At 39.8% G+C, this 24415-nt stretch carries 22 protein-coding genes and 1 tRNA gene; 11 read left to right on the top strand and 12 right to left on the bottom strand.

Annotated features, from left to right (window positions below):
* The 4 genes from SKC35_RS03635 to SKC35_RS03620 are packed head-to-tail and all read right to left on the bottom strand — an operon-like array spanning position 1 to position 3166.
* Positions 1-885 carry a cell division protein FtsX gene (locus tag SKC35_RS03635; RefSeq protein WP_377978100.1) on the bottom strand — a complete coding sequence of 295 codons (885 nt, stop codon included), beginning with the start codon at positions 883-885 and terminating at the stop codon, positions 1-3.
* Between the two features lie 2 nt (positions 886-887).
* Positions 888-1457 (bottom strand): bifunctional nuclease family protein, encoded by a 570-nt coding sequence (locus SKC35_RS03630; protein WP_377978099.1) that lies wholly within the window; start codon positions 1455-1457, stop codon positions 888-890.
* A gap of 43 nt (positions 1458-1500) precedes the next feature.
* A complete protein-coding gene (locus tag SKC35_RS03625; protein ID WP_377978098.1) occupies positions 1501-2430 on the bottom strand; it encodes an electron transfer flavoprotein subunit alpha/FixB family protein in 930 nt (309 codons plus the stop codon).
* A 1-nt stretch (position 2431) separates the two neighbouring features.
* A complete protein-coding gene (locus SKC35_RS03620) occupies positions 2432-3166 on the bottom strand; it encodes an electron transfer flavoprotein subunit beta/FixA family protein (protein ID WP_377978097.1) in 735 nt (244 codons plus the stop codon).
* Between the two features lie 51 nt (positions 3167-3217).
* On the opposite strand from SKC35_RS03620, the gene SKC35_RS03615 reads away from it, so the two are divergent.
* Positions 3218-3526, top strand: a complete 309-nt coding sequence (locus tag SKC35_RS03615) for a tetratricopeptide repeat protein (protein ID WP_377978096.1) — start codon at positions 3218-3220, stop codon at positions 3524-3526.
* Here the strand turns inward: SKC35_RS03615 and SKC35_RS03610 are convergent, their stop codons facing one another.
* Positions 3527-5413, bottom strand: a complete 1887-nt coding sequence (locus tag SKC35_RS03610; protein WP_130896689.1) for a DNA topoisomerase IV subunit B — start codon at positions 5411-5413, stop codon at positions 3527-3529. It lies immediately after the preceding gene.
* Between the two features lie 246 nt (positions 5414-5659).
* Between SKC35_RS03610 and SKC35_RS03605 the strand changes: the two genes are divergently transcribed.
* Complete coding sequence (locus SKC35_RS03605) at positions 5660-6898, top strand: ABC transporter permease (protein ID WP_377978095.1); 1239 nt, start codon at positions 5660-5662, stop codon at positions 6896-6898.
* 71 nt (positions 6899-6969) lie between these two features.
* A tRNA-Leu gene (locus tag SKC35_RS03600) sits at positions 6970-7053 on the top strand.
* A gap of 35 nt (positions 7054-7088) precedes the next feature.
* Here SKC35_RS03600 and SKC35_RS03595 read toward each other — a convergent pair.
* Positions 7089-8564 carry a xylulokinase gene (locus SKC35_RS03595; RefSeq protein WP_377978094.1) on the bottom strand — a complete coding sequence of 492 codons (1476 nt, stop codon included), beginning with the start codon at positions 8562-8564 and terminating at the stop codon, positions 7089-7091.
* 14 nt (positions 8565-8578) lie between these two features.
* Here SKC35_RS03595 and SKC35_RS03590 point away from each other — a divergent pair, with 14 nt between their 5' ends.
* The gene (locus tag SKC35_RS03590) at positions 8579-9334 is read left to right on the top strand and encodes an ATP-binding cassette domain-containing protein (RefSeq protein ID WP_377978093.1); all 756 of its coding nucleotides are present in this window, start codon (positions 8579-8581) and stop codon (positions 9332-9334) included.
* Here the strand turns inward: SKC35_RS03590 and SKC35_RS03585 are convergent.
* Both SKC35_RS03585 and SKC35_RS03580 read right to left on the bottom strand, forming a co-directional pair.
* Complete coding sequence (locus tag SKC35_RS03585) at positions 9318-10088, bottom strand: TatD family hydrolase (protein WP_377978092.1); 771 nt, start codon at positions 10086-10088, stop codon at positions 9318-9320. The two genes, SKC35_RS03590 and SKC35_RS03585, sit on opposite strands and share 17 nt — an antisense overlap.
* Entirely contained in the window at positions 10085-10696 is a 612-nt protein-coding gene (locus SKC35_RS03580) for a polysaccharide deacetylase family protein (RefSeq protein WP_377978091.1), read from the bottom strand. Before SKC35_RS03580 ends, SKC35_RS03585 begins: the two co-directional genes overlap by 4 nt.
* Positions 10697-10707: 11 nt before the next feature.
* On the opposite strand from SKC35_RS03580, the gene ruvC reads away from it, so the two are divergent.
* The gene (gene ruvC / locus SKC35_RS03575) at positions 10708-11283 is read left to right on the top strand and encodes a crossover junction endodeoxyribonuclease RuvC (protein WP_377978090.1); all 576 of its coding nucleotides are present in this window, start codon (positions 10708-10710) and stop codon (positions 11281-11283) included.
* On the opposite strand, the gene SKC35_RS03570 is transcribed toward ruvC, so the two are convergent.
* The gene (locus SKC35_RS03570) at positions 11276-13195 is read right to left on the bottom strand and encodes a thioredoxin domain-containing protein (RefSeq protein ID WP_377978089.1); all 1920 of its coding nucleotides are present in this window, start codon (positions 13193-13195) and stop codon (positions 11276-11278) included. The genes ruvC and SKC35_RS03570 overlap by 8 nt on opposite strands.
* A 45-nt stretch (positions 13196-13240) precedes the next feature.
* Here SKC35_RS03570 and SKC35_RS03565 point away from each other — a divergent pair, with 45 nt between their 5' ends.
* Genes SKC35_RS03565 through SKC35_RS03550 form a run of 4 tightly spaced genes read left to right on the top strand, consistent with a single transcriptional unit; the run spans position 13241 to position 19434 of the window.
* Entirely contained in the window at positions 13241-14803 is a 1563-nt protein-coding gene (locus SKC35_RS03565; protein ID WP_377978088.1) for an NAD(P)/FAD-dependent oxidoreductase, read from the top strand.
* Position 14804: 1 nt separating this feature from the next.
* Complete coding sequence (locus tag SKC35_RS03560) at positions 14805-15368, top strand: NUDIX hydrolase (protein ID WP_377978087.1); 564 nt, start codon at positions 14805-14807, stop codon at positions 15366-15368.
* A gap of 11 nt (positions 15369-15379) precedes the next feature.
* Entirely contained in the window at positions 15380-18121 is a 2742-nt protein-coding gene (locus SKC35_RS03555) for a DNA gyrase/topoisomerase IV subunit A (protein ID WP_377978086.1), read from the top strand.
* The gene (locus tag SKC35_RS03550; protein WP_377978085.1) at positions 18121-19434 is read left to right on the top strand and encodes an MFS transporter; all 1314 of its coding nucleotides are present in this window, start codon (positions 18121-18123) and stop codon (positions 19432-19434) included. Before SKC35_RS03555 ends, SKC35_RS03550 begins: the two co-directional genes overlap by 1 nt.
* Here the strand turns inward: SKC35_RS03550 and SKC35_RS03545 are convergent.
* Complete coding sequence (locus SKC35_RS03545; protein ID WP_377978084.1) at positions 19421-20344, bottom strand: LysR family transcriptional regulator; 924 nt, start codon at positions 20342-20344, stop codon at positions 19421-19423. The two genes, SKC35_RS03550 and SKC35_RS03545, sit on opposite strands and share 14 nt — an antisense overlap.
* Before the next feature lie 109 nt (positions 20345-20453).
* Between SKC35_RS03545 and SKC35_RS03540 the strand changes: the two genes are divergently transcribed.
* The gene (locus SKC35_RS03540) at positions 20454-21002 is read left to right on the top strand and encodes a peroxiredoxin (RefSeq protein ID WP_377978083.1); all 549 of its coding nucleotides are present in this window, start codon (positions 20454-20456) and stop codon (positions 21000-21002) included.
* Between the two features lie 48 nt (positions 21003-21050).
* Positions 21051-21623 carry a carboxymuconolactone decarboxylase family protein gene (locus SKC35_RS03535; protein ID WP_377978082.1) on the top strand — a complete coding sequence of 191 codons (573 nt, stop codon included), beginning with the start codon at positions 21051-21053 and terminating at the stop codon, positions 21621-21623.
* A 48-nt stretch (positions 21624-21671) separates the two neighbouring features.
* Here SKC35_RS03535 and SKC35_RS03530 read toward each other — a convergent pair whose 3' ends face one another.
* Together SKC35_RS03530 and rpe are read right to left on the bottom strand one after the other, a co-directional pair.
* On the bottom strand, positions 21672-23693 hold the full coding sequence (locus tag SKC35_RS03530) for an OmpA family protein (RefSeq protein ID WP_377978081.1): 2022 nt from the start codon (positions 23691-23693) through the stop codon (positions 21672-21674).
* 4 nt (positions 23694-23697) lie between these two features.
* Positions 23698-24360: a ribulose-phosphate 3-epimerase gene (gene rpe, locus SKC35_RS03525; protein ID WP_377978080.1), complete on the bottom strand. Its 663-nt coding sequence runs from the start codon at positions 24358-24360 to the stop codon at positions 23698-23700.
* Between the last annotated feature and the right edge of the window lie 55 nt (positions 24361-24415).

Genomic DNA, 24415 nt, shown 5'->3' with positions numbered 1-24415 from the left:
TTAAAATAGGTTTGTATGTTGAATTTTTAAATATTTTGAAATAGAAAAGAAGGAAGCCATTAAACTGAATAGGGTACAAAAACCTACACAGACTAGGACTAATTGAACTTGATTGTTTACTTCGAAAAATAAGGAAGATATCTCAGGAATCGATGTAGAAAAATAATAGAATGCACCATCCGCTAGCACGAAACCTATCAGTCCACCTAAGAAACCAACTAATAAAGCGTTCAATAAGTAGGGCTTTTGAATAAATCCATTCGTACTACCTAGCAATTGCATCGTCTTTATCAAAACACGGTTTCCATGGATATGTAACCGGATATTATTGGCTAATTGAACATAAACAAACAAAACTAATAGGACGATTAAAATCAAACCTACATAACCCACTGCCTTAATTTTGCCTAATAAGGAACCGATGAATGTATTCGGGTAAGTCACTTCGTACACTTCGGGTCTTGTTTGAATTTCTGTTACAATCTTTTTAAAGGAAGCTTCGTTTTTAAATTCTTCCTTTATCCCTAAAATCAAACAGTTTTTAAATGGATTTTCTTCCCCTAGAAGGGTTTGGTAATCTTCTTGTGAAGATTTAAGGAATTCAGAAGCAATCTGGGCTTTGGACTTAAACTCTAATTCAGGCTTCAACTCCTTTTGTCCTAAATAGGGGCGAGTTTTGAAATAAGTGATCGTAGTAGCTAAATCAGCAGTGGATAAAGAATCGCTCAAATAGACATATACCTTCATCTGAGACTTTATTTCGTCTCCCCACGACTTTACGCTGACAAACAATTGAAAGAATAACGCAAGAATAAAGGCCAAACTCGCCATTGAAATCACCAAGGTTAACTGGGTAGATTGTGGACGGCTTTTAGAATATTTCATATTTATAATTTTTCAATTTCATCTCGTAATTTGGCAGCCTCTTCATAGTTTTCGTCTTGCAGGGCTTTCTGTAACAATCCATCTAATTCGGCCTTAGATCGAACAACAGGTGCCTTCTCTAACACATCAAGATCATCCTCTAATTCATCCAAAAATTCTTCCTCCGGAATACAAATCTCATGCAACAACTTTTCAGATATTAGAATGGGAATGTCTAAACGGATGGCCAAAGCGATGGAATCTGACGGCCTCGCATCTACTTGAAAAGTCTCTCCATCTTTGTATACTTCCAGATTCGCATAGAAAATACCATCTTTAAAATCCGTTATTAAGACTTTTTGAATAGATACATTCGAATAGGAAAGGAGATTAACACACAAATCATGCGTTAAGGGACGACTGGTCTGTATTTTTTCCAAATAAACGGAAATAGATTGCGCCTCTTGACTTCCAATCACAATCGGAAAACGCAAGGATTGCGCATTATCAGACTCTAGTAAAAGAATGTAGGAGCTAGCACCTACAGAACTAGGGTTAACCGATAGAATACGCAAAGGAACAAACTCTTTCAAAGGCCTATATTAAAACACAAATGTACCAATTAGACCGCTAATTTTAATGAGATTGAAGCTTTTTTGTTAACCTTGGAAGTATATCATTCACATCACCCACGATTCCATAGTCTGCGTGTTTAAAAAACGGTGCTTCTGGGTCATTATTAATCACTACTACGATACGCGAACCATTTACCCCAGCTAAGTGCTGAATGGCACCAGAAATACCACAAGCGATATACAAATTAGGTGAAATCTTAACGCCGGTTTGTCCTACGTGCTCATGATGAGGGCGCCAATTTAGATCAGATACGGGCTTAGAACAAGCGGTTGCAGCTCCTAGAGCTTTGGCCAAATCCTCTACAATAGTCCAGTTACCTGGATCTTTTAAACCACGACCAGCACCCACCACTAATGCGGCATCAGGCAAAGGTATAGCGCCAGTAATCGGTTTTAAGGCAAGAATAGAAGCTTTGCTACCTGATGCATTAGTTAAAGTGGAAACAGAACTAATCGATTGATCTCCATACGCTGCATTACCACTAAAATCAAAATTGCGATTCAAGCTGAAATAAGACGCAGATTCCGATGTCACTGTTAACGAAGCCTTACCAGAAAAGATCGATTTACTAATAGTGAATTTTCCTGCCGAATAAGTCAATTGCTGAACGCCTGAAATCATTTCTTGAGATGAACTTGCAGCTAATAGGCTTAATAAATTATCGACTTGAATAGATTTTATCCCAAATACCGTAAAACCCTCTAGTATTTCCGCTAATGGTTCAATGGAAGACGAATCTGCCCACAATCCCTCAGATAAAGTGATAACCTCCACCGATTTTGAAGATGGAACCGCACTAAATTTCACTTCGCCCACAGCTAAAAGTAAAATGGATTCTGGAGAGAAGGAGGATAAAAAAGAAAGTAATTGAATAGAAGTTTCAGATAACTGACCTTCTTTTGTTTGAGCAATAATAGCGACCTTTTTCATCTTATAATACGTTTGTCTCAGTTCTTAATAAATCAATTAATTGCTCTGCATCTTCTGCTTTAATCATCTTGTTCTTCCGAGCTGTTTCAGCTATCTCTGCTTTAACAATCTGAATTTGACTTGTGGTTTCCAAAGGCAAAACCACTATTTCTTTCGTACGGGCTGTCATAATACCGCGCATGGAAGGAATCTTCCACTCAGCAATGGGTTCTTGACAACCCAAAACAGCAGGTAGGGGACAAGAAACCTCCATTTTACCACCATCCATCTCCACTTCTAATTTTAAACCATCACCAGCCACATCTAAATGCATCACCGGGTTAAAATGGGTATACCCTAAAGCTCCCGCCACTAAACCATGGACGATTCCAGAATTATAATCAATGGACTCTTTCCCCATCAAAATTAAATCCATCGGATTTTGTTTCACATAGGATACAATGGCATTCGCAATCTGAGCCGAAGTAGTAGGATTCCCATCCACACGTACAGCTGAATCTGCCCCCAGAGCTAAGCATTTACGAATAAGTGCTTCAGATTCGGAACCACCTACGTGCAAAACAATGACTTCTGCACCATTACTTTCCTTTAATTCAATAGCTCTCGAAAGGGCATAATCATCGTAAGGACCTACGATAAATGTTAATCCTTGGCTACTAATTTGGGAGGTTGATGGATCTATTGCTATTTTTGAGGTAGTGTCTGGGACACAGGAGATACAGACTAGTATTTTCATGGCAGATTAAATTGTTATGCAAGCATACTAATTTGTTTTTAATTTAGCAAAATGGATCGCAAAGAATTTATTAAAAATGAGATTAATCAAGATCCAACGGATCCGTTTAACCACTATCTATTAGCGATAGAATTGTATAAAGAAAAGGCTATTGAAGCGTCTTTTGAGCAGTTTGAACGAATCATTACAGATTTCCCAGACTATATAGCGACATACTACACCTACGCGAACGCACTTCTAACTGAAATCAAGGAAGATAGAGCAGAAGAAATAATACGATTAGGGATAAAGGAAGCAGAAAAAAAAGGAGCTACTAAAGCCTTGAAAGAACTTAAGCAACTCCTTGAATTGAATTTCTAATTACCCTAATAAAACCTCTTCCAAATCTTTTTCCACAACGAGGTTGTCAATGATGAATTTTTGGCGTTCAGGTGTATTTTTACCCATGTAATAGGTTAGAAGTTGCGGAATGGTAAAATCTTTTTCTAGAATCACTGGCTCTAGCTTAATATCTTCACCAATAAAGTTCCCGAATTCCTCAGGCGAAATTTCACCCAAACCCTTAAATCGCGTAATCTCAGGCTTAGGCCCTAAAGCTTCGATCGCATTGCGACGTTCTTCATCAGAGTAGCAATAACGCGTTTCTTTCTTATTTCGAACTCTAAATAGGGGAGTCTCTAAAATATACAAGTGACCATTACGCACTAAATCAGGAAAGAATTGCAAAAAGAAGGTTAAAATAAGCAACCGAATGTGCATACCATCCACATCGGCATCCGTCGCAATGACAATCTTATTATAACGTAGATTATCTAAGGAATCTTCAATATCTAATGCATGTTGCAATAGATTAAACTCTTCATTTTCGTAGACTATCTTTTTTGTTAGGCCAAAGCTATTCAATGGCTTACCTCGTAAACTAAATACCGCCTGCAATTGAACATCACGTGATTTAGTGATACTTCCAGAAGCTGAATCACCCTCCGTAATAAACAAAGTAGTGTCGTGACGAGTCTCCGATTTCTCATCCGACAAGTGTACACGACAATCCCTTAATTTCTTATTATGTAAGTTCGCTTTCTTCGCACGTTCATTCGCTAATTTCTTGATACCAGCAATATCCTTACGCTCACGTTCTGATTGTAAAATACGCTTTAGTAAAGCATCGGCAGATGCTGGATTTTGGTGCAAATAATTATCTAATTCCGTCTTCACAAAATCCCCTACAAACGTACGAATCGAGGTAGAGTTTGAATCTGGTGAAATAGTCGTACTTCCTAATTTCGTCTTCGTTTGAGATTCAAAAACGGGTTCTTGAACCCGAATCGCAATGGCTCCCACGATACTCGCACGTACATCCGATGGATCAAAGTCTTTCTTAAAAAACTCACGTACCGTTCTTACAATCGCTTCTCTAAATGCTGCTAGGTGAGTACCACCTTGGGTAGTATTTTGTCCGTTTACGAAAGAGTAATACTCCTCTCCGTATTGGTTATTATGCGTGATCGCTAACTCGATATCGTTTCCTTTTAAATGAATAATGGGATACCGATTTTCCTCCGCATTCGTCTTTTTAGAAAGTAAGTCGAAGAGACCATTTTGGGAAAAATACTTCTCTCCATTAAAATTAATGGTCAATCCCGCATTTAAATAGGCATAATTCCAAAATAAGGAATCTAAATACTGCGGGATGAAATGGTAATTCTTAAAGATGGTATTATCTGGCTCAAACTGAACGTGCGTTCCACTTTTCCCATTCGATGCTTCGATGCCAGGAGATTCAGCGGTTAATTCACCCTTACAAAACTCAGCCCACTTCGTCTGGCCATCCCGATAAGATTGTACCTTAAAATAATTGGATAGCGCATTCGTAGCTTTTGTACCTACTCCATTCAGACCTACAGACTTTTGGAAAGCACCTGAATCATATTTACCACCCGTATTGATTTTGGAAACGCAATCGATCACTTTTCCCAAAGGAATACCCCGACCGTAATCACGCACTTCAACCTTGTGATCAGAGATTTTAACGTCAATAGACTTCCCATTTCCCATCATGTGTTCATCAATAGAGTTATCCATAATCTCTTTTACAAGAACATAGATACCATCATCGACCGATGAACCATCGCCTAATTTACCGATATACATACCCGGACGAAGCCGAATGTGCTCTTTCCAATCTAGGGAACGAATACTATCGTCGTTATAAATGGGTGCGCTTTGTTGATTTTCTTCCACTGACATAATTTTACACTAAATTATCAAATAGTTCGCGATTAAGAAAGAGGGAGGATTGAATTAATTGAGCCCAAAAAAGGACTAACGGATTAAAAGCCTGTTTCATTGGTTTTTATTGCTGTGAAAAAGAGGATAACTTGCGGTTGCTTTGCAACAGTCGTCACAGTGTGACTTAGTCGCCTTCGGCTTAGTCATCGCTACGCGATTTAGTCAAATAGTCGCCGGAAAAATCCGGCTTAGTTAGAGAGTCTTATGAATGTAAAAGAAAATGTATTAGAGGGTTTACGTTCCATCAAGGGTAACCTGTTAAGAACGGTATTGACTGCACTCATCATATCCTTAGGAATTACCTCTCTTGTGGGAATTTTAACTGCCATTGATGGAATCCAGAGTTCAGTAGATAATTCTTTTTCTGGTTTAGGAGCTAACTCATTTGATATCCGTAACCGACCAGCGATGCAGGTGAGACGCGAGGGTCAAAAGGATAAAAGATTTAAGAACATTGATTACCGCCAAGCATCGCATTATAAATATTTATTTTCTCCTAAAGGTAAAGTATCCTTAAAGACGAATGTAAATAATAATGCGATTGCGAAATATGCTTCCAAAAAGACTAATCCGAACACCCGAGTCTTGGGAATCGATGAAAATTTCATGGAATTAAAAGGCTATAAAGTAGGAGCGGGGCGTAATTTCTCTCCTAACGAGCAACTGAACTCCATCAACGTATGTATTCTGGGTGTCGATGTCATTGATCAATTATATGAGAAGGAAAGTCCAATAGGAACAGAAATTATTGTTTCTGGTATTAAATTAAAAGTAATAGGTGTTTTAGAAAAGAAGGGAAATATGATGGGAGGAGGAGATGATCGAGTGGTGGTTGTTCCTTTAGAAACGGGCCGAAAAATGGCAGTGGGACGTAACTTAACATTTGACATCACCACATCATCCGCTAAAATCAATAACCTTGATGACTTTATGGAAGAAGCTCGGGGAGCCATGAGAAAGGTTCGAATGGATCCAATCGGAATGGAAGATTCTTTTAGTATTGATCGTTCTGATTCCATGGCAAAAAGTTTCGAAAGCATTACAGGATCTTTACGTATTGGTGGTTTTGTCATAGGTTTCATTACACTTCTAGGTGCCGCCATTGCCTTAATGAATATCATGATGGTTTCTGTCAGCGAAAGAACGCGTGAAATTGGTATTCGTAAATCACTAGGAGCTACACCAGGACGTATTCTACAACAATTTTTGATTGAAGCGATTGTGATTTGCTTATTAGGCGGAATAGGAGGAATCATGTTAGCTATTCCGATTGGAAACTTAATCGCTCAGGCCATTAGCTCTGGGGCAGCTAGCTTTATTATCCCTTGGTTATGGATGATGACTGGTATTATTATTTGTATTTTAGTTGGCTTATTTTCAGGAATTTATCCAGCTTTCAAAGCCTCTAAGATGGATCCTGTGGAAGCTTTACGTTACGAATAAAATAGAATTTGTGTTAAACACATTTGCGAAAGCAAATCATTTAGCCTAGTTTTGCATTGCAATTTTGAATTGCCCAGATGGCGGAATTGGTAGACGCGCTGGTCTCAAACACCCGTGGGTGCAAGCCCGTGCCGGTTCGACTCCGGCTCTGGGTACAAGCCTCTCAAGCAATTGAGAGGCTTTACCTTTTTTAAGCGGGTAGGTTATTCTTCCAAACACCATAAGCATCCGCATAGGCATTCATTAAATTTGTATCAGGTTGAATTGTTTTCAAGACTTTGATATGACTCACTGCTTCGTCTTCATTAGCATAATAGCCTACACCTGCACCCGCGCCTAAAGCCGCACCAAAAGCTCCATCTGATTCCAATAACTCAACCGAGGCACCGGAAGCATTCACAATGGCTTGTGTGAATAACTCACTCAAATACATATTAGCTAATCCTGCCTTTAATTTCTTAGGCTTAACGCCCACGTTACCTAGCAATTCTATACCATAGACCATTGAATAGGCAATACCCTCCTGGGCTGCGCGAATAATATCAGCTGATTGATGGCGATTGAAATCTAAATGCTGAAAACTTCCACCTAAGGTTTGATTTTGGAAAATACGCTCCGCTCCATTACCAAAGGGCATACAAACTAGACCACTTGTTCCAATAGTTGCTTTTGCACCTAACTCATTCAGTTGAGAATACGATAAAGAAGGAAAGAAATTCTGCTTCACCCAACGGTTTAAAATACCCGTACCATTAATGCACATTAATACTCCTACACTTGTTTTAGTAGCTGAGTGATTTACGTGGGCAAACGAATTGACGCGATTTTCTGTATCAAACTTTAATTCATCCGAAATACCATATACCACTCCCGAGGTACCTGCCGTAGTGGCTATATCACCTGGATGTAAAACTCCTAATGAATAGGCGTTATTCGGTTGATCTCCTGCTTTATAGGTCACTTTCGCATGAGAACCTAAACCTAATTCAGAAGCTACGCTAGCAGTAATCGTGCCGTGATCTGAAAACAAAGGATGAACAGGAGGGAAGATTGTTTCTGGGAATCCGTAATAAGCCATTAAGTCTTTGGCAGGATGTGATTCTTTAAAATCCCACAATATACCTTCTGAAAGGGCAGAAGCTGTTGTGGTGAAAGTGGAGGTAAAACGACCTGCAATAAAATCACCCGGCAATAATACCTGCGCGATTTGTTCAAAAATGGCGGGTTGATTCTCTTTTACCCAGGCTAATTTAGCGGCAGTGAAATTACCAGGGGAATTAAGGTAATGACTTTGGCAAAATGACTCTCCTAAGGCTTTATAGGCCTTTTCTCCAAAAGGAGTGGCGCGAGAATCACACCAAATAATAGATGGACGTAACACCTGAGCCTCTTTATCTACGACAACTAAACCGTGCATCTGATAGGATATACCAATAGCTCCGATGTTTTTAGGGTCATACAAACCCGTAGAATTCGCTTTTAAAATAGCCTGCTTTACACAAAACCACCAATGTTCCGGGTCCTGTTCTGCAAAACCGGGTTGAGGGGAAGAAATCTCATTTTCAACCTCTGGATAAGAAGTAGAATAAATTAATTGTTGGTTTGCTGCATCAACAATACTAACTTTAATGGAAGAAGTTCCCACATCAATTCCGCACAGAATCATTTTAAATAGGTTTAATGTTAAAAATCGGCATAAAGAAACACCAAGTTACTAGTCATTTTGCTTTATCCAATATTCAAATAAAGGTAAAATCAGGCGAAATCTACGCATTAATTGGAAAAAGTGGTTCGGGAAAAAGTACGATTGCTAGCCTATTAGTGGGTTTAAAATACGACCCAGAGTATTCAATTAGCATAGATTCAAAGGAATTAAATGATGGTTTGGATCGATTAATTCCGCAATTCAAAAAAGCAGGCTTTGTCCCACAAACCCTCCATTTAAAGCCTCATCACAGCGTGTACAATTATGCCCAGGTATTATTCCAATACCTACCTAATGCACAACAGGATGCTGTGATTACGAAATACCTCAAACAATTCTATTTGATAAAACAAAAAGACACGAAAGTGGCCTCTTTATCAGGTGGAGAGAGGCAGAAACTAGCGCTATTGGAGGCCATCAGCCAACCTATTTCTTATTTGGTTTTGGATGAGCCATTTAGTCAATTAGATACGGAACAAAAATTAGAATTCTCTCAAATAATAGCTTCCGTAGTTAATGAGCGGGCTATTCCTTGTATTTTGATTAGTCATGATTTGACCGATATACTACAATTAAGCCATTCCGTCGGAATTATGGAGAATGGGAGATTAGTATTTCAAGGCTCTTGGACAAAATTTAAGGAATCATCTAATTCCGTGGTCTTGAGACTAAAAAAAGCGATTCTTGACTGGGATTATCAAATGAAAGGCCTAATTAATAACCTGAGATAGCTTTTAATTGCTGTGCATTCTGATTTGTTTGCCCCACCAAATGTTCGAGGGAAACCTCATATAAATCAGCCAATTTTTGAGCGATAATCGGGATATGCTTAGGTGAATTAGGCTTTCCTCTGAAGGGTACAGGACTTAGATAGGGAGCGTCAGTTTCTAATACAATTCGTGACAAAGGTATATCTTTAATATCCTCAAATAGCGTCGTGTTTTTGTAGGTTATAACACCTCCAATACCCAAATAATAGCCTAAATCTGTTAGAACCTTGGCTTCTCTAGCGTCACCAGCAAAACAGTGAATAATTCCTCCTAGGCTCTTGAACTCAGGTAACTTAAGCGTTTTAATTAAATCTGCATACGCTTTTCTACAGTGGATATCTACCCACAAACCAAGATCTAATGCCCAATGACATTGTTGTTTAAAGGCATCCATTTGTTGCTCTGCAAATGTCGTATCCCAATAATAATCTAAACCTATTTCACCTATCGCTAGCACCTTAGTTTGCTCTAACTCTTTTTTAAGCACACCTAGCTCTTTCAAGTAATTTTCTTTCACATAGGTAGGATGCAATCCGATCATAGGAAGAACAAAATCAGGGAAATTATCACTCAATTTCTTCAGATCTACCCAAGATTCTGAGTCACAATTAGGTAACCAAACTTCAGATACGCCGGCGTCCTGAATCTCCTTTAAGTGAAATGTCATATCATCTTGAAAATGAACATCATACAAGTGCGCGTGTGTATCAATCATAGGGCGGATAAAACAAAATTTTGTTCTTTACAATAACGAAGAATAACAGGTAAAATAACCTGTAAGTGGGGGAAAGCTTTGACACTATCGTGCATCACCACAACAGCACCAGGTTTTAATAAAGGAAGAACCGATGTTAGGATTGCTGAAGAAGTTAATGAGGCATTGTAATCCCCCGTTAATACACTCCATAGAATAACATTTTCCATTTCAAGGTACATCTTACGTGTAACACGTCCGTAGGGAGGACGAAAACCAATGGATTTAATATGTTGCTGCTCAAATACCTTTTCACATATCTTGAAGTCTTCCACATAAGCCGCATAATCCATTTTCCAAGCATTACTATGGTTCATGGTATGATTTCCGATGCTATGACCGGCCGTTTGAATGCGCTTCGTTAAAGCAGGATTAGAAAGCACATTCTTACCAATGCAAAAAAATGTGGCCTTTGCATTGTATTCGTTCAAGCATTCTAGGACAAAATCCGTAATTTCAGGAGTTGGTCCATCATCAAAGGTTAAATAAATCTGACGATCATCTGCTTTTGACCACGTAAAACGCGGTAAAAGGGCAGGAACGAACGACGGAATTTGATGAATAAACATACAGAGCTTTAATGACGCAAATTAGCACTTCCTCTTCAGAAAAAATAATCTTAGGCATTGATCCAGGTACGCGTTTCCTTGGTTACGGATTATTGCGTATTACGAATGATAAGGTAACTGTGTTGCAGTATGGTGTGCTAAATTTGACCAAATACACGACACAGGGAGCTAAATTTTTGAAGATTCACGAGCGGGTATTGGGCATTATTGAAGAGTTTTTACCTGATGAAATAGCGATTGAATCTCCCTTCTTTGGAAAAAACGTTCAGTCGATGTTGAAATTAGGGCGCGTGCAGGGAATGGTGATGTCTTTGGCCTTCTCTAAATCAATTCCAATTGCAGAATACGAACCTAAAAAGATCAAGCAATCTGTAACAGGGAATGGAAATGCGTCGAAAGAACAAGTCGCAAAAATGGTGGAGATTATAGGGAACATTAAGTTAGATGCCAAAATGCACGATGCTACGGATGCCCTCGGAATCGCCATTTGCCATCATTTCCACAATAAAAACATCAGTTCTACGCTCAAAGGAACGAAGAAAGGCTGGGGCGCATTCGTCACTGAGAATCCGGAACGAATTAAATAAGTTCAGATAGCTGTTTATCTACCTCTTGCAAGGTCGCAACAGGGGCAAAGCAATAATCTCCCACACATAATAAATAGACCTCTATTTCATCCGAAGGAACAAAAACTAGTTGATCTTTATCGATACACCAGTCAAAACCGACTAATCCATCAATATTCCCTGCATATTTCAACATCGCCTTGGGATGCTCCATCCATTCTGAATAAATACGCAACCAGTTCGCAAAATAAGCGGGATGAGCCATGGCTCTTTCAAGTATCTGCGATAACATCGCACGACCTTGAAGTGTATAATCAGCTTTATTTTTCAGTATTCCCATCCATAAGAAAGCTTCACATAACATTGAATTAGACGAAGGCATCACCGAATCCATTACTTCCACCTTTTCAGCAATTAAATAGTCTGCCTTTTTCGACCGGTATTGATATAACGCTAATTCCGGATGAGCAAAATCATCGCATATTATCTGCAGCAATTTGTCAGCTTTCTCTTTGTAGGATATATCCGAACTCAACAAATAAACTTGTATATAGGCCAAAACCAAAGCCGCCACATCATCTAAAAAAGCGCCAATAGGCTCACGCGAATACTGTGCCTGATGTAACCAAAGATTATCTTTGTTCAAATGCATTTCAATGGCATGCAGTAAATCCAAAGCACTTTGTAAATCCTCTTTTCGACCAAAAACTTGATATACTTCTACAAATGCTACCACTAATTGAGCATTCCAAACCAAGACTTCCTTTGTATCTGTCCCTGGTCTTATCCGCGTAAGCCTTGCAGCCCGTAAAACCTCCATCTCTTTCTCAAAATGCGCATTTAAAACAGGAGATGATTTGAATAAAATATTGCGTCCATCTTCCCAATTCCCATTCTTTGAGATGGAATAAGTCTTTAAGAATTCTTCATTATTCAAGGCAGCCAATTCCGCATGAGACCAGGTGTAGAATAATCCCTCTTCTCCCTCTGAATCCGCGTCTAAAGAGGAATAATACAATCCGCGAGGAGAAAGTAACTCTCTCTTTAAAAAGGAAATCGTATCAAAAATAACCTCTTGGTACAGCGGATTACGCTCTCGCTTATAGGCTTTCGTGTAGGCAGACAATAATTGAGCATTATCATAGAGCATCTTTTCAAAATGCGGACAAAACCATTCCGAATCTACCGAATACCTCGAAAATCCGCCACCTACAGCATCATAGATTCCTCCTTGAGCCATTTTCTCCATCCACGTTTTTTGAAGAATAGGTAAACCTAATTCAACAGATAGAGAACTGGGAACCGAATACAAAAACTGAATTAAAGAGGATAGAGGGAATTTTGGCGCTTTATTAATACCCCCAAAAACAGGGTCTAAAGCCGATTTAATTTTAGTCAAAGCAGCAGGAATAATTACAGCCGTTTCAGCTAAATCCGAATGAGCAAAGAACGAGGCATTTTCAGAAAGACTTTCGGCGAAACCATCCGCTGATTTAGCTAAATCTTCCCGATTGTTCACGAAAGCATTGTGAATAGAGTGAAGCAGCTGTATCCAATTAGCTTTTTTAAAATAAGTCCCGCCGTAAAAAGGTTTTTGGTCTGGTAATAAAAACACATTAAGTGGCCAACCGCCATTCAATCCCATTTGATGTAATGCCTCCATATACACCATATCCACATCCGGTCGTTCTTCCCTGTCTACTTTAATATTCACAAAGTATTCATTCATGATAGCTGCTACTTCCTTATTCTCAAATGATTCGTGCTCCATCACATGGCACCAATGGCAGGCAGCATAACCAATACTGACTAAAATGAGTTTGTCTTCCTTTTTTGCTCGTTCTAATGACTCAGGACCCCAAGGCTCCCAATGTACCGGGTTGTTTTTATGTTGCAATAAATAGGGGGAAACCTCTGCGCCGAGCTTATTCATCTGAAATAGTCAAAATTGATTCGTAAATTTGCACAAAATACTCGTATGATTGACCAAAGAGACTTCGTTCTTAGCCCAGATATTGCGCATTCGCCTGAAAAATTAGCCAGTTTTTTAGCGGCAGAAATGGGAGAGGCGTATCTAGCGGCTTGTACCTATCGCATCGAAAAGAGGTCAATCGACGCTCGAAGCAGACAAATTAAAGTAAATCTTCGGATTGGTTTTTATGAAAAGGGGCATGATTTCAGCCTTTCTGCTCAATTACCCACCTTATCAAAGGACGCTAAAAAAGTCATCATCATTGGATCTGGCCCAGCGGGATTATTTGCGGCGATAGATTTTGTCAAAAAAGGAATCAAACCCATCGTTTTAGAACGCGGCAAAGATGTGCGTGACCGTAGAAGAGATTTAGCAGCTATAAACCGCTTTAATTTAGTAGATCCAGATTCCAATTACTGTTTTGGAGAGGGTGGCGCTGGTACTTATTCGGACGGTAAATTATATACGAGAAGTACGAAACGTGGTGATATCAAAGGGGTTTTAGAGACATTTGTGGCTCATGGGGCTCATAGTGACATCCTTTTTGAGGCTCATCCACACATAGGCACGAATAAATTACCCGGAATTATTGCCTCGATGCGGGATGCTGTCATTGCAGCGGGTGGAGAAGTACAATTTAACCACCGAGTAGTTGACTTTTTAATCGAAAATAAAGCAATAAAAGGGGTTATATGCTCCAATGGAGTGGAATTCCTAGCAGACCGATTATTATTAGCTACGGGACATTCTGCCCGTGATATATTCCAATTATTGCAAAATAAAGGGGTAGCTATCGAAGCTAAACCTTTCGCGATAGGCGTTCGAATTGAACATCAGCAATCTTTTATAGATCAAGCCCAATACAAGGTAAAACAACGGCCCGAATACTTACCACCGGCTAGTTTTAGTTTAGTAACGCAAAGTACATTCCAAGGTGTTCAACGGGGTGTATTCTCGTTCTGTATGTGCCCAGGTGGATTTATTGTTCCCTCTGCCACCTCTCCTAATCAAGTAGTGGTCAATGGCATGTCCCCATCCAGACGTGATTCTAAATATGCGAACTCTGGCATTGTAGTTAGTATTGTTGAGGAAGATTTAGCGAGATACAAGGAATTTGGGGCTTTGGCAGGGATGCAATTGCAAGAAGAATTAGAGCAAAAGGCTGGTAGTATAGTAGGCGGGTCCCAAAAAGCGGTATCCCAATATACCCTCGATTTTATCCAAGGAAAAGCAAGCAAGAGTTCGCATCCTACCAGTTATGTACCAGGATTAGAACCAGGCGAGATGCGGGAATTCTTACCTGATTATATCTCTGAACCTTTGGCCCAAGGATTCCAAGATTTCAACAAGAAAATACCCGGTTTCTCTTCCAATTTAGGCCAAATCATCGGATTAGAGAGTAGAACATCCTCCCCAGTCAAAATACCACGCGATAAAGAAACGTTGGAACATCCGGAGATAAAAGGTTTGTATCCATGCGGTGAAGGTGGTGGATATGCGGGAGGTATCATGTCTGCAGCTTTGGACGGAATACGATGTGCTGAAGCAATTGCAAATACGTTGTTGTAAAATGAAAGAATTCGAACCTTTCAAGCAGATTTACAAACAAATCCTTCAAAAACCGGAGATCAAAGACAACGCGAAACAGGCAGCAGTCGCCGTTCTATGGATCGAAATCGACGAACAAGAACCTCATCTTATTCTTATCGAGCGTAATCAGTATGATGGTCACCACAGTGGCCAAATGGCACTGCCAGGCGGAAAAATGGATCCAACAGATCAAGATTTACGGGAGACTGCAGCCAGAGAAGTGTTAGAAGAAATAGGAGTGGAGATCGATTCAACTTCTTTAGAATACATCACAGAGCATTGGATTCACGTCTCTAATTATTGGATGACGGCATTTTCGATTCGGATAAATAAAAAGCTCTCTTACGATTTAAATAAAAGAGAAATAAATCGTATTTTTGAAATACCTGTATCCTTCTTTCAAGATTCAGCTAATCTACAACCTTTTGAAGTTAGCTACGATGGAAATAAGATCCTGAGTCCATCCTTTGTGTATGAGGGGAATTTGATTTGGGGAGCTACAGCATTAATCATGTACCAACTCTTCCATGCGGAAGATAATTAGCTATAATTACTATGAGTGAAACAGCGGACGGCGCACTACAGAATCAGATTGCGGTAGCAGGGATGTATGAGAATTGGTTCTTAGAATATGCTTCTTACGTTATTTTAGAGCGTGCAGTTCCAGCCGTTGAGGATGGCTTGAAGCCCGTTCAACGTCGTATTTTGCACGCATTGAAGGAAATGGACGATGGCCGTTTCAATAAGGTCGCGAATGTCATCGGTCAAACGATGCAATACCACCCACACGGGGATGCTTCTATCAATGATGCGATTGTTAATTTAGGCCAAAAAGAGCTCTTATTTGATTGCCAAGGTAACTGGGGAGATAACCGCACCGGCGACAGTGCTGCAGCGGCTCGTTATATCGAGGTACGTTTATCCAAATTTGCGAGTGATGTTGTTTTTAACAATCAAACAACTGAGTGGCAGATGTCCTACGATGGACGTAAGCGTGAACCCATTACCTTACCGATTAAATTCCCACTCTTACTAGCTCAAGGAGTTGAAGGTATTGCCGTAGGTTTAGCTACGAAGATTATGCCCCATAATTTCTGTGAAATTATTCACGCATCAATCGACATATTAAACAATAAGAAAGTGGAGCTTTATCCTGATTTCCTTCTTGGTGGAATGATGGATGCTTCTAATTATAACGATGGACTACGCGGTGGAAAAATCCGTATTCGAGCTAAAATCGATGAATTAGACAAAAAGACACTTGTCATTACGGAGATCCCTTTCACAACGACGACGACTTCCTTAATTGATTCCATCATTAAGGCAAATGATACGGGTAAAATCAAGATCAAGAAGGTAATTGATAATACAGCCAAAGACGTTGAGATTCAAATTCAATTAGCACCTGGTATTTCACCGGACGTTACGATTGACGCCTTGTATGCCTTTACCGATTGCGAGGTATCTATTTCACCTAATGCCTGCGTGATTATCGAAGATAAGCCGCACTTTATGGGTGTAGGCGAAATACTACGCGTTTCTACCAACCAAACAGTTGATTTACTACGTCAAGAATTAGAGATTCGCAAAGGGGAGTTGATGGAAAAAGTGCTTTTCAGCTCTTTGGAAAAAATCTTCATCGAAAACCGCATCTACCGAGACATAGAAGAATGTGAAACTTTTGAATTAGTCATTCAAACCGTTGATAAAGGCTTAGAACCTTATAAAAAGGACTTCTACCGCGAAATCACCGAGGAGGATATTCTTCGCCTTTTAGAAATCAGAATCAAGCGTATTTCGAAATTCGATAGCTTCAAAGCAGACGAATTAATGAAACGTTTATTAGACGAATTAGCCGAAGTAGAAGATCATTTAGCGAACTTGATCCGTTTCGCGATTGATTACTTCAAGAATCTATTAGCTAAATACGGAAAAGGGAGAGAGCGTCGCACGGAGATCAAGAACTTTAATACCATTTCAGCCACTGTCGTTGCTGCAGCGAACCAAAAATTATATGTCAACCGCGAAGATGGTTTCATCGGTTACGGATTAAAGAAAGACGAATACGTAATGGATTGCTCGGATATCGATGATATCATCGTATTCCGATCTAACGGTACCTGTGTCGTGACTAAAGTACAAGAAAAGGTATTCGTGGGTCGCGACATCATCTACTGCTCTGTCTTCAAGAAAAACGATGATAGAAAAGTCTACAACGTCGTTTATTTAGATGGCAAGTCTGGCACTTCCTACGTGAAGCGTTTCAAAGTTACTTCGGTAACTCGTGATCGCGAATACAAAGTGAGTAGCGATAATGCGAAGTCAAAGCTTACCTATTTCTCCGCAAATGAAAATGGAGAAGCAGAAATAATCCAAATTAGTCTAACCGCAAATTGTACGGCAAAAATCAAGCAATTTGACTATGACTTTGCGAAACTAGCGATTAAAGGCCGTGAATCCTTAGGAAATATGCTAACCAAATATCCCGTTCGTAAAATCACGATGAAATCAGCGGGAGTATCCACCTTAGGTGGGGTGGATATCTGGTACGACCCTACGATCGGTCGACTAAACCGCGATGGACACGGAGACCATATCGGTAATTTTGAACCGAATGATAGCATTCTTGCTATTTATGGATCAGGTAATTATGAGTTAACCAACTTTGAGTTAACAAATCGTTACCCGGCTGAGGAGATTATGTATTTGAAGAAATTTGAGCCACAAGCCATCATTTCAGCAGCTTACTTCGATGGATCTAACAAGACGCATTTAATTAAACGTTTCCATTTAGAAACAACATCAATAGATAAGAAATTCTTATTCATATCGGATCACAAAGCAAGTAAACTAATTGATGTTACAGATAATTATGCCCCTAACGTGCAGATTAAGCACAAACCAGACGGTAAGACGAATGAATTAGAAATCATACCAATCGATGAATTAGCTGAAGTCAGAGGTTGGAAAGCTTTAGGAAGTAAGTTAAATTATCCGAAACTAGTCGAAGTTGTTTTCCTTTCAACGGAGGAGGAAGCTCCAGTCGTTGAAAAGGCACCAGATGTACCTGAACCTGTAGAGATGGAGGAAGCAGAGGAAGTGGAAGAGGTAGCAGAAACCGTTTCAGTGGCCACAGAAACACCAGCAGAAGCCACTTCAGAGGAGCCCGAATTCGTAGTCAATTTCCCCGAAGAGAAACCCGAGGAAGAGAAGACTTCTGTAGAGGAAAAGAAAGAAGATGATATTCCTTTTGAAATCAAAAACCCTCCTAAAGGGGAACAATTAGGCTTATTTTAATGGAACAGAAGCTGAATAATCCGAAAACATTGAATGCCTGGGCCTTTTACGACTGGGCCAATTCAGTGCATTCCTTAACGATTACATCAGCCATTTTTCCCATTTATTTTCCTTCCGCAGCGATTACATTAGGTAGTGTCACGCCTGGAATGATTTCCATTTTAGGTTTCGAACTAAGCAATACGGTTGTTTTCTCTTATACTATTTCCGTTGCCTTCTTAGCCTTAACCATCTTAATGCCTTTCCTATCGGGCATAGCGGATTATACCGGCGCAAAGAAAAGCTTTATGCGATTCTTTTGTTATTTAGGTTCTTTCAGCTGCATAGCCTTATTCTTTTTTAGCAAGGGCCATTACTACATTGGAACGCTCGGATTCCTATTTTCCATCATTGGTTGGGGAGGGAGTATGGTATTCTACAATAGTTTCCTGCCAGAAATTGCTACCCCTGATCGTTTTGATCGCCTAAGTGCAAAAGGATTTACACTAGGTTATATTGGTTCCGTTTTATTATTGATACAAAATCTAACGATGCTCCTGAAACCCGAATGGTATGGTGGAATAGGAGGCGAAATGGCGGCGCGAGTTTCCTTTTTAACCGTTGGATTATGGTGGTTACTATTTGCCCAAATCCCTTTGCATTACCTTCCTGATTCCATTGCCAAAGAAAAAGACCAGAAACAATGGTGGTTAGGAGGCTTCAAAGAACTTCAAAAGGTGTTTAAGGAGGTAATGGTAAATAAGGAAATCAAATTATTTCTAGTCAGTTTCTTCCTATTTAATATGGGTGCTCAAACAGTAATGTATTTAGGTGCTTTGTTTGGAAGTCAAGAATTACATCTACCAGAAGATGCCTTAATTATTACAATTCTATTAATTCAGTTAGTCGCTATTCCGGGTGCCTATTTCTGTGCACGATTATCAGGATGGGTGGGTAACATAAAAGCGCTAGGGTTAATCGTCTTTGTTTGGATATTTGTATGTGCCTATGCCTACACCGTAACCTCGCAATTTAATTTCTATTTATTGGCTACCGCTATTGGATTCGTGATGGGAGGCATTCAATCGAATAGTCGCGCTACTTACGCCAAATTATGTCCAAAAGGGGAGAAGGATACCGCCTCCTATTTTAGTTTCTATGATGTATGCGACCGAATGTCAACGGTGATAGGCACGTTTATGTTTGGCCTAATTATTCAGTTAACAGGTAATATGCGGATTAGTATATTGGTTCTGACCTTTGTTTTTGGCGCAAGTTTATTATTCCTTAGACCCCTTTTGAGTAGCGCAAGGGCAAAAGTTATATGGGGATAATGTTTCGTTCCTGCGCCTGTTTCCATGAATCAGGTATATGAGCTAATATTTCAACCTCTAATGCCTTTACAATGGCTTTTCTAGAATACGAAATAGCGTGTACCAGCGCCACTTCTCTAACGGGCTTAGGCTCAGGCAAACTATACACTTTTTCCTTCAACTTGGGATCCAAGTAATCCACGAACATTTGAGGTATGATAGTTTGGCCAAAGCCTTGATCAGCTAGACGCACAATCGTTTCCATACTTCCCGTTTGATACGTCATCTTAGTGCCCACTAATGGGCCTGAAGGTAAATTACAGATGGAATTCACTTGACTACTTAAACAATGACCTTCCTCTAAAAGCCACAACTTAGAGGGATCTAACGTCGATTTCAGCTTCGAACCATCCTCTTCCCATACATTAGAGTACAAGAATAATTCCTCATAATAAAGCGGAATTTCTACTAAAGAATCATTTAAAGGAGTAACCAGAATACCAATATCTATTTTACCTTCTTGAATGCCTTTCTTGATATTAGCAGTCGTGGTTTCTGCGATACGAATCGTTAGATCTGGGTATTTCAACTGAAAATCCGCTAGAAACTTGGGCATTAAATAGGGAGCAATCGTAGGAATGACACCGATGGAAACAAAGCCATTTACTTGATTTGACCAACCTTTGGAAAGAGAAAGAATCGAATTACTCTCATTTAAGATCGCACGTGCTTTAGCAATAACCTCTCTAGCTTCTAAAGTAGGTACTAGAGGTTTCGCCTTGCGATTAAAAAGGGTAAGGTTTAATTCATCCTCTAACTTTTGCACCTGCATACTCAGGCTGGGCTGAGAAACACAACAATAATCCGCTGCTTTGGAAAAACTTTGCAAATCAGCTAAGGCCACAATGTACTCTAATTGAGTTATCGTCATAGTATAAATAAAAACTATACAAATATAGAAAATATAGATTTGACTAATAACACTTTAATCAAGATCTTTGCATCACAATTTAACAAGAACAATAAAACAACCAATACAAATGGCAAATCACATGTTAGGATTAGGAAGTCAATTCCCAACTTTTTCAAAAACTGCAGTCGTTTCTTTAGAGCAAGGAAAAGAATTTTCAACAATCACTTCAGAAGATCACAAGAAGGACGGTAAGTGGTTAGTAATGTTCTGGTGGCCAAAAGATTTTACTTTTGTATGCCCTACAGAAATCGCTGAATTCAACCGCCGTGCAGGAGATTTCGCAGATCGCGATGCTTCTTTAATCGGAGCTTCTACTGATTCTGAATTCGTTCACGCAGCTTGGAGAAGAGATCACGACGATTTACGTGGATTAAAATTCCCTATGTTAGCGGATACTTCTAAGAGCTTAGCAGAAGAATTAGGCATCTTAACAGAAGGAGAGAAAGTAGCCTACCGTGTTACGTATATCGCTGACCAAGATGGTGTTATCCGTTGGGTATCTGCCAATGATCTTTCAGTAGGTCGTAACGTAGACGAAGTAATACGCGTATTAGATGCGTTACAAACAGACGAGCTTTGCCCATGTAACTGGAAAGCTGGAGACGCTACATTATAATCATTTCTTTAGCCCCAGGATTCCCTGGGGCTATTAAAATCAACAACCATGAGTGAGACAAAAGACAACTTATTGGCGGAGATCAATATCCCTGCCACAGAATCGTTTGCCCTTTTAGATACCCTTGATGCAGCAGATCACCGCTATATCAAAGATCTTAAAATCAATGTTTCGAATGCCTTACGCGCTCAAACGTTGACAGAAAAAGAGGCTATTCTATTAGCCTTAGCGGTTTCTGTGAATCAAAAGCACACGAGAACGATTGATTCCCTAACAGAACTAGCGCTTAGCAAAGGAGCAACGGATGCAGAGATTATAGAGATGCACGCTTTAGTATCCTTATTGAATGCTAACAACATTTTCTACCGATTTAAGCACATGGTAGATAAAGAGTACTACAATACGGCACCAGCAGGTATTCGTATGTCGATTATGATGAACCCTGTTTTAGGCAAAGAATTCTTTGAATTAGCTAGCTTAACGGTTTCTGCGATTAACGGCTGTGAAATGTGTGTAACTTCTCATGAGCAATCGGTGAAGAACCACGGAGCTACAGAAGCGCGTATTTTAGATGCCATCCGTCTAACGGCGATCATTAAGAGTTTGATCGTACTTTTATAATAGTAGTTTTAGGTTGAGTGAAATAGGGGGGAGCAATCCCCTCTTTTTTTATTCCAAAGGTATAAGGGTAAATTCCACTCTCCGATTACTCTTTCGGGTATCCTCTAATAGGTTATTGGCCAAAGGCTTCGATCCGCCCCATCCCTTCGTTTGAATGCGATTCGCATCCACTCCTTTAGAAATTAAATAGGCCTTTACGCCCTCAACTCTTTCTACAGATAACTTCAAATTATCATTCCAATCACCTTGGTTATCGGTATGCCCCTCTAATAGCAAGGCATATTGCGTATTCTCGGATAAAATGGAAATAATCTTCTCTAATTCAGCTTCAAAACCGGGCTTCAATTCTGACTTCCCTTGATCAAAAACAAGATTAGAAAATGCATAAGCCTTATTTTTTTCTACCGTTTGAAGGAAGAAATTGCGATTGACTAACTGAAAATTGGTGGAAGAGGTGAAGTCAAAATTCTCCATTTTAGAGAAGAATCCCTGTTTCTTAATTTGAACCGTAAAGGGCTTTTTCGCTGGCCACATAAAGCTATAATCACCTACATAAGGGTCATAATCAACGGAGAGCGTATCCACGGGATTTCCTTTTGCTTTAATGACGATTCGCGCCGCCATTGGCTCCTTGGTCTTTTGATTAATCACCTGGCCTGTCATTTGAATTAAGGTCAAAGGCTTCGCTTTTTCTGGAATCTTGATACGGAAAATATCTTCCGCGCCCACCGAGTTCTCAGTGGAGCTAAAATAGGCAAAATCACCTTTGGCCGAAACGGAGAAATAACCATCCCACTGAGGCGTATTCACAATAGGGCCTAAGTTTTCTGGTGCCGACCAATTTTGCCACGTATCATCTAATCGACGAGATAAAAAGATATCATTATTGCCATAACCTACGTGACCACTGGAGGAGAAGTACATCGTCACTCCATCAGGAGCAATAAAAGGGGTAGATTCCGCTTCACCCGTATTAACGACAGGGCCTATGTTTTTCGGTTCTGACCAGGAATCATCTGCATTCAAAAACGAAACATAGATATCCTTTCCACCATATGAATCTTTGGTTTCAGTGGTCATTAAGAGTACTTTACCGTTAGGCGCTAAGGTATATTCAGAGAATTCTGATTTATTCTTAAAGTTGACGATTTTCAAGGCTTTTGGAAAACTCCATTCACCTGTTCGTAATAGAAAGGAAAAAGAAACGCCTTTTTCCATCGTCCCGTCTTTTCCGTAGACATTGTTTAATAACAACGTCTTTCCGTTAGGTGTAATGCCGCAAACTGCATTGTTTTCGTCATTATTGATGGGAGCGGGAAACAGCGTAGCTTTTGACCAAGTACGATCAGGCTGCCAATTAGACACCCAAATATCCTGGTTCTTGTTAGCTCCTAAATTATCAGGATGCTTCCAGCGAGTGAAATAAAGCTTTTGGCCATCAGGGCTAACGACAGGACAAATCTCATTAAACTTCGAGTTAATAGCGTTTCCTAGGTTTTCACGTGCCTGAAAGGCATTCGCATCAGTGGTTAATTTCAAAGAAGACTCGATAGGTTCATCGCTATCAGAGATACCAATAGCATCAATTTGGGAGTATCCTTTCACCCGTAATGAATTAAAGGAAATCTTGATGCCCTTTAATTTGAAACTCGTTTTAGTAGGAAGCCGAATCGTCGTGACTTGCGAATTTGAAGTTGCATATCCGGGAGAAAAAGCACGCAAAGGATAAATCTTATTATTCTGATCTAAACCATCTACCGAAGTGATGCTACCAGCCCCAAAATTTTCAAAGATGGCTATTTGCTTCACCGCCATCGTTGTATCAAAACTTACTAATAGGTATTCTCCATCCGGACTGTCAGCGGTCATGGATTGCCAAGCACTAGGAGTGGCTGACATTTTGGGATATTTACTAGGACGACCTAACGCATGTAATGCACGGTATTCCCTTCCTAACAAAGGATCTTTGTATTCACTTGAAACGGAAATAACCTGAGAAGCCCATTTTACTTTTTGGGCAAAAGTAAGGGTGGAAACAAAAATCAACAAGATGCAGATTCTGACACCCATCAAATTAATTCGCTACAGACAATAATTCAGCAATGGTTGCCTTCGGATCTTTAGACGCAAAAACGAAACTTCCTGCCACTAACACATCTGCACCAGCCTGGTATAAATCCGCTGCATTCGCCATCGTAACGCCACCATCGATTTCAATCTTCAAGGAGGCATTTCCAGCCTTTGCTGCCATTTCAGCTAAACGCTTCGTTTTATTAATCGCATTTGGAATAAATTTTTGACCTCCAAAACCAGGATTGACTGACATAATCAAGGCTAAATCTAAATCTGCAATGATGTCTTGGTAAACTTCCACTGGAGTACCCGGATTAATGGCCACACCCGCTAAGCAACCGGCGTCTTTAATCTGCTGAATCGTACGATGTACGTGAGGACAAGCCTCATAGTGAACGGTGATGACTTTGGCGCCTGCCTTGGCAAACGTCGTGATATATTGCTCGGGCTTTTCGATCATTAAATGAACGTCAAGCACTTTAGTTGCCACTTTATTTATAGCCTCCAATACCGGAAAACCAAAAGAGATATTAGGAACAAAAACCCCATCCATCACATCAATGTGAATCCAATCAGCTTTAGATTCGTTCAACATTTGTACTTCAGAACCTATGTTCAAAAAATCACAGGCTAAAACCGAGGGGGCGATGATCAAATTTCTCATACAACAAAGGTATAAAATATTCCTAAACCTTGTTTCTCGCTTGATTCCAATTGAA

The organism is Aquirufa originis (genome assembly GCF_042714495.1).
GTDB classification, from domain to species: domain Bacteria; phylum Bacteroidota; class Bacteroidia; order Cytophagales; family Spirosomataceae; genus Aquirufa; species Aquirufa originis.
Note: the sequence above shows the minus strand (reverse complement) of the source record. Positions and strands in the feature narration are given on the sequence as shown.

Excerpts from the sequence above, each read along its gene's own strand:
- SKC35_RS03635 (WP_377978100.1), bottom strand. The coding sequence starts at position 885 with ATGAAATATTCTAAAAGCCGTCCACAATCTACCCAGTTAACCTTGGTG.
- SKC35_RS03625 (WP_377978098.1), bottom strand. The coding sequence starts at position 2,430 with ATGAAAAAGGTCGCTATTATTGCTCAAACAAAAGAAGGTCAGTTATCT.
- SKC35_RS03620 (WP_377978097.1), bottom strand. The coding sequence starts at position 3,166 with ATGAAAATACTAGTCTGTATCTCCTGTGTCCCAGACACTACCTCAAAA.
- SKC35_RS03615 (WP_377978096.1), top strand. The coding sequence starts at position 3,218 with ATGGATCGCAAAGAATTTATTAAAAATGAGATTAATCAAGATCCAACG.
- SKC35_RS03610 (WP_130896689.1), bottom strand. The coding sequence starts at position 5,413 with ATGTCAGTGGAAGAAAATCAACAAAGCGCACCCATTTATAACGACGAT.
- SKC35_RS03605 (WP_377978095.1), top strand. The coding sequence starts at position 5,660 with ATGAATGTAAAAGAAAATGTATTAGAGGGTTTACGTTCCATCAAGGGT.
- SKC35_RS03595 (WP_377978094.1), bottom strand. The coding sequence starts at position 8,564 with ATGATTCTGTGCGGAATTGATGTGGGAACTTCTTCCATTAAAGTTAGT.
- SKC35_RS03590 (WP_377978093.1), top strand. The coding sequence starts at position 8,579 with ATGTTAAAAATCGGCATAAAGAAACACCAAGTTACTAGTCATTTTGCT.
- SKC35_RS03585 (WP_377978092.1), bottom strand. The coding sequence starts at position 10,088 with ATGATTGATACACACGCGCACTTGTATGATGTTCATTTTCAAGATGAT.
- SKC35_RS03580 (WP_377978091.1), bottom strand. The coding sequence starts at position 10,696 with ATGTTTATTCATCAAATTCCGTCGTTCGTTCCTGCCCTTTTACCGCGT.
- ruvC (WP_377978090.1), top strand. The coding sequence starts at position 10,708 with ATGACGCAAATTAGCACTTCCTCTTCAGAAAAAATAATCTTAGGCATT.
- SKC35_RS03570 (WP_377978089.1), bottom strand. The coding sequence starts at position 13,195 with ATGAATAAGCTCGGCGCAGAGGTTTCCCCCTATTTATTGCAACATAAA.
- SKC35_RS03565 (WP_377978088.1), top strand. The coding sequence starts at position 13,241 with ATGATTGACCAAAGAGACTTCGTTCTTAGCCCAGATATTGCGCATTCG.
- SKC35_RS03560 (WP_377978087.1), top strand. The coding sequence starts at position 14,805 with ATGAAAGAATTCGAACCTTTCAAGCAGATTTACAAACAAATCCTTCAA.
- SKC35_RS03555 (WP_377978086.1), top strand. The coding sequence starts at position 15,380 with ATGAGTGAAACAGCGGACGGCGCACTACAGAATCAGATTGCGGTAGCA.
- SKC35_RS03550 (WP_377978085.1), top strand. The coding sequence starts at position 18,121 with ATGGAACAGAAGCTGAATAATCCGAAAACATTGAATGCCTGGGCCTTT.
- SKC35_RS03545 (WP_377978084.1), bottom strand. The coding sequence starts at position 20,344 with ATGACGATAACTCAATTAGAGTACATTGTGGCCTTAGCTGATTTGCAA.
- SKC35_RS03540 (WP_377978083.1), top strand. The coding sequence starts at position 20,454 with ATGGCAAATCACATGTTAGGATTAGGAAGTCAATTCCCAACTTTTTCA.
- SKC35_RS03535 (WP_377978082.1), top strand. The coding sequence starts at position 21,051 with ATGAGTGAGACAAAAGACAACTTATTGGCGGAGATCAATATCCCTGCC.
- SKC35_RS03530 (WP_377978081.1), bottom strand. The coding sequence starts at position 23,693 with ATGGGTGTCAGAATCTGCATCTTGTTGATTTTTGTTTCCACCCTTACT.
- rpe (WP_377978080.1), bottom strand. The coding sequence starts at position 24,360 with ATGAGAAATTTGATCATCGCCCCCTCGGTTTTAGCCTGTGATTTTTTG.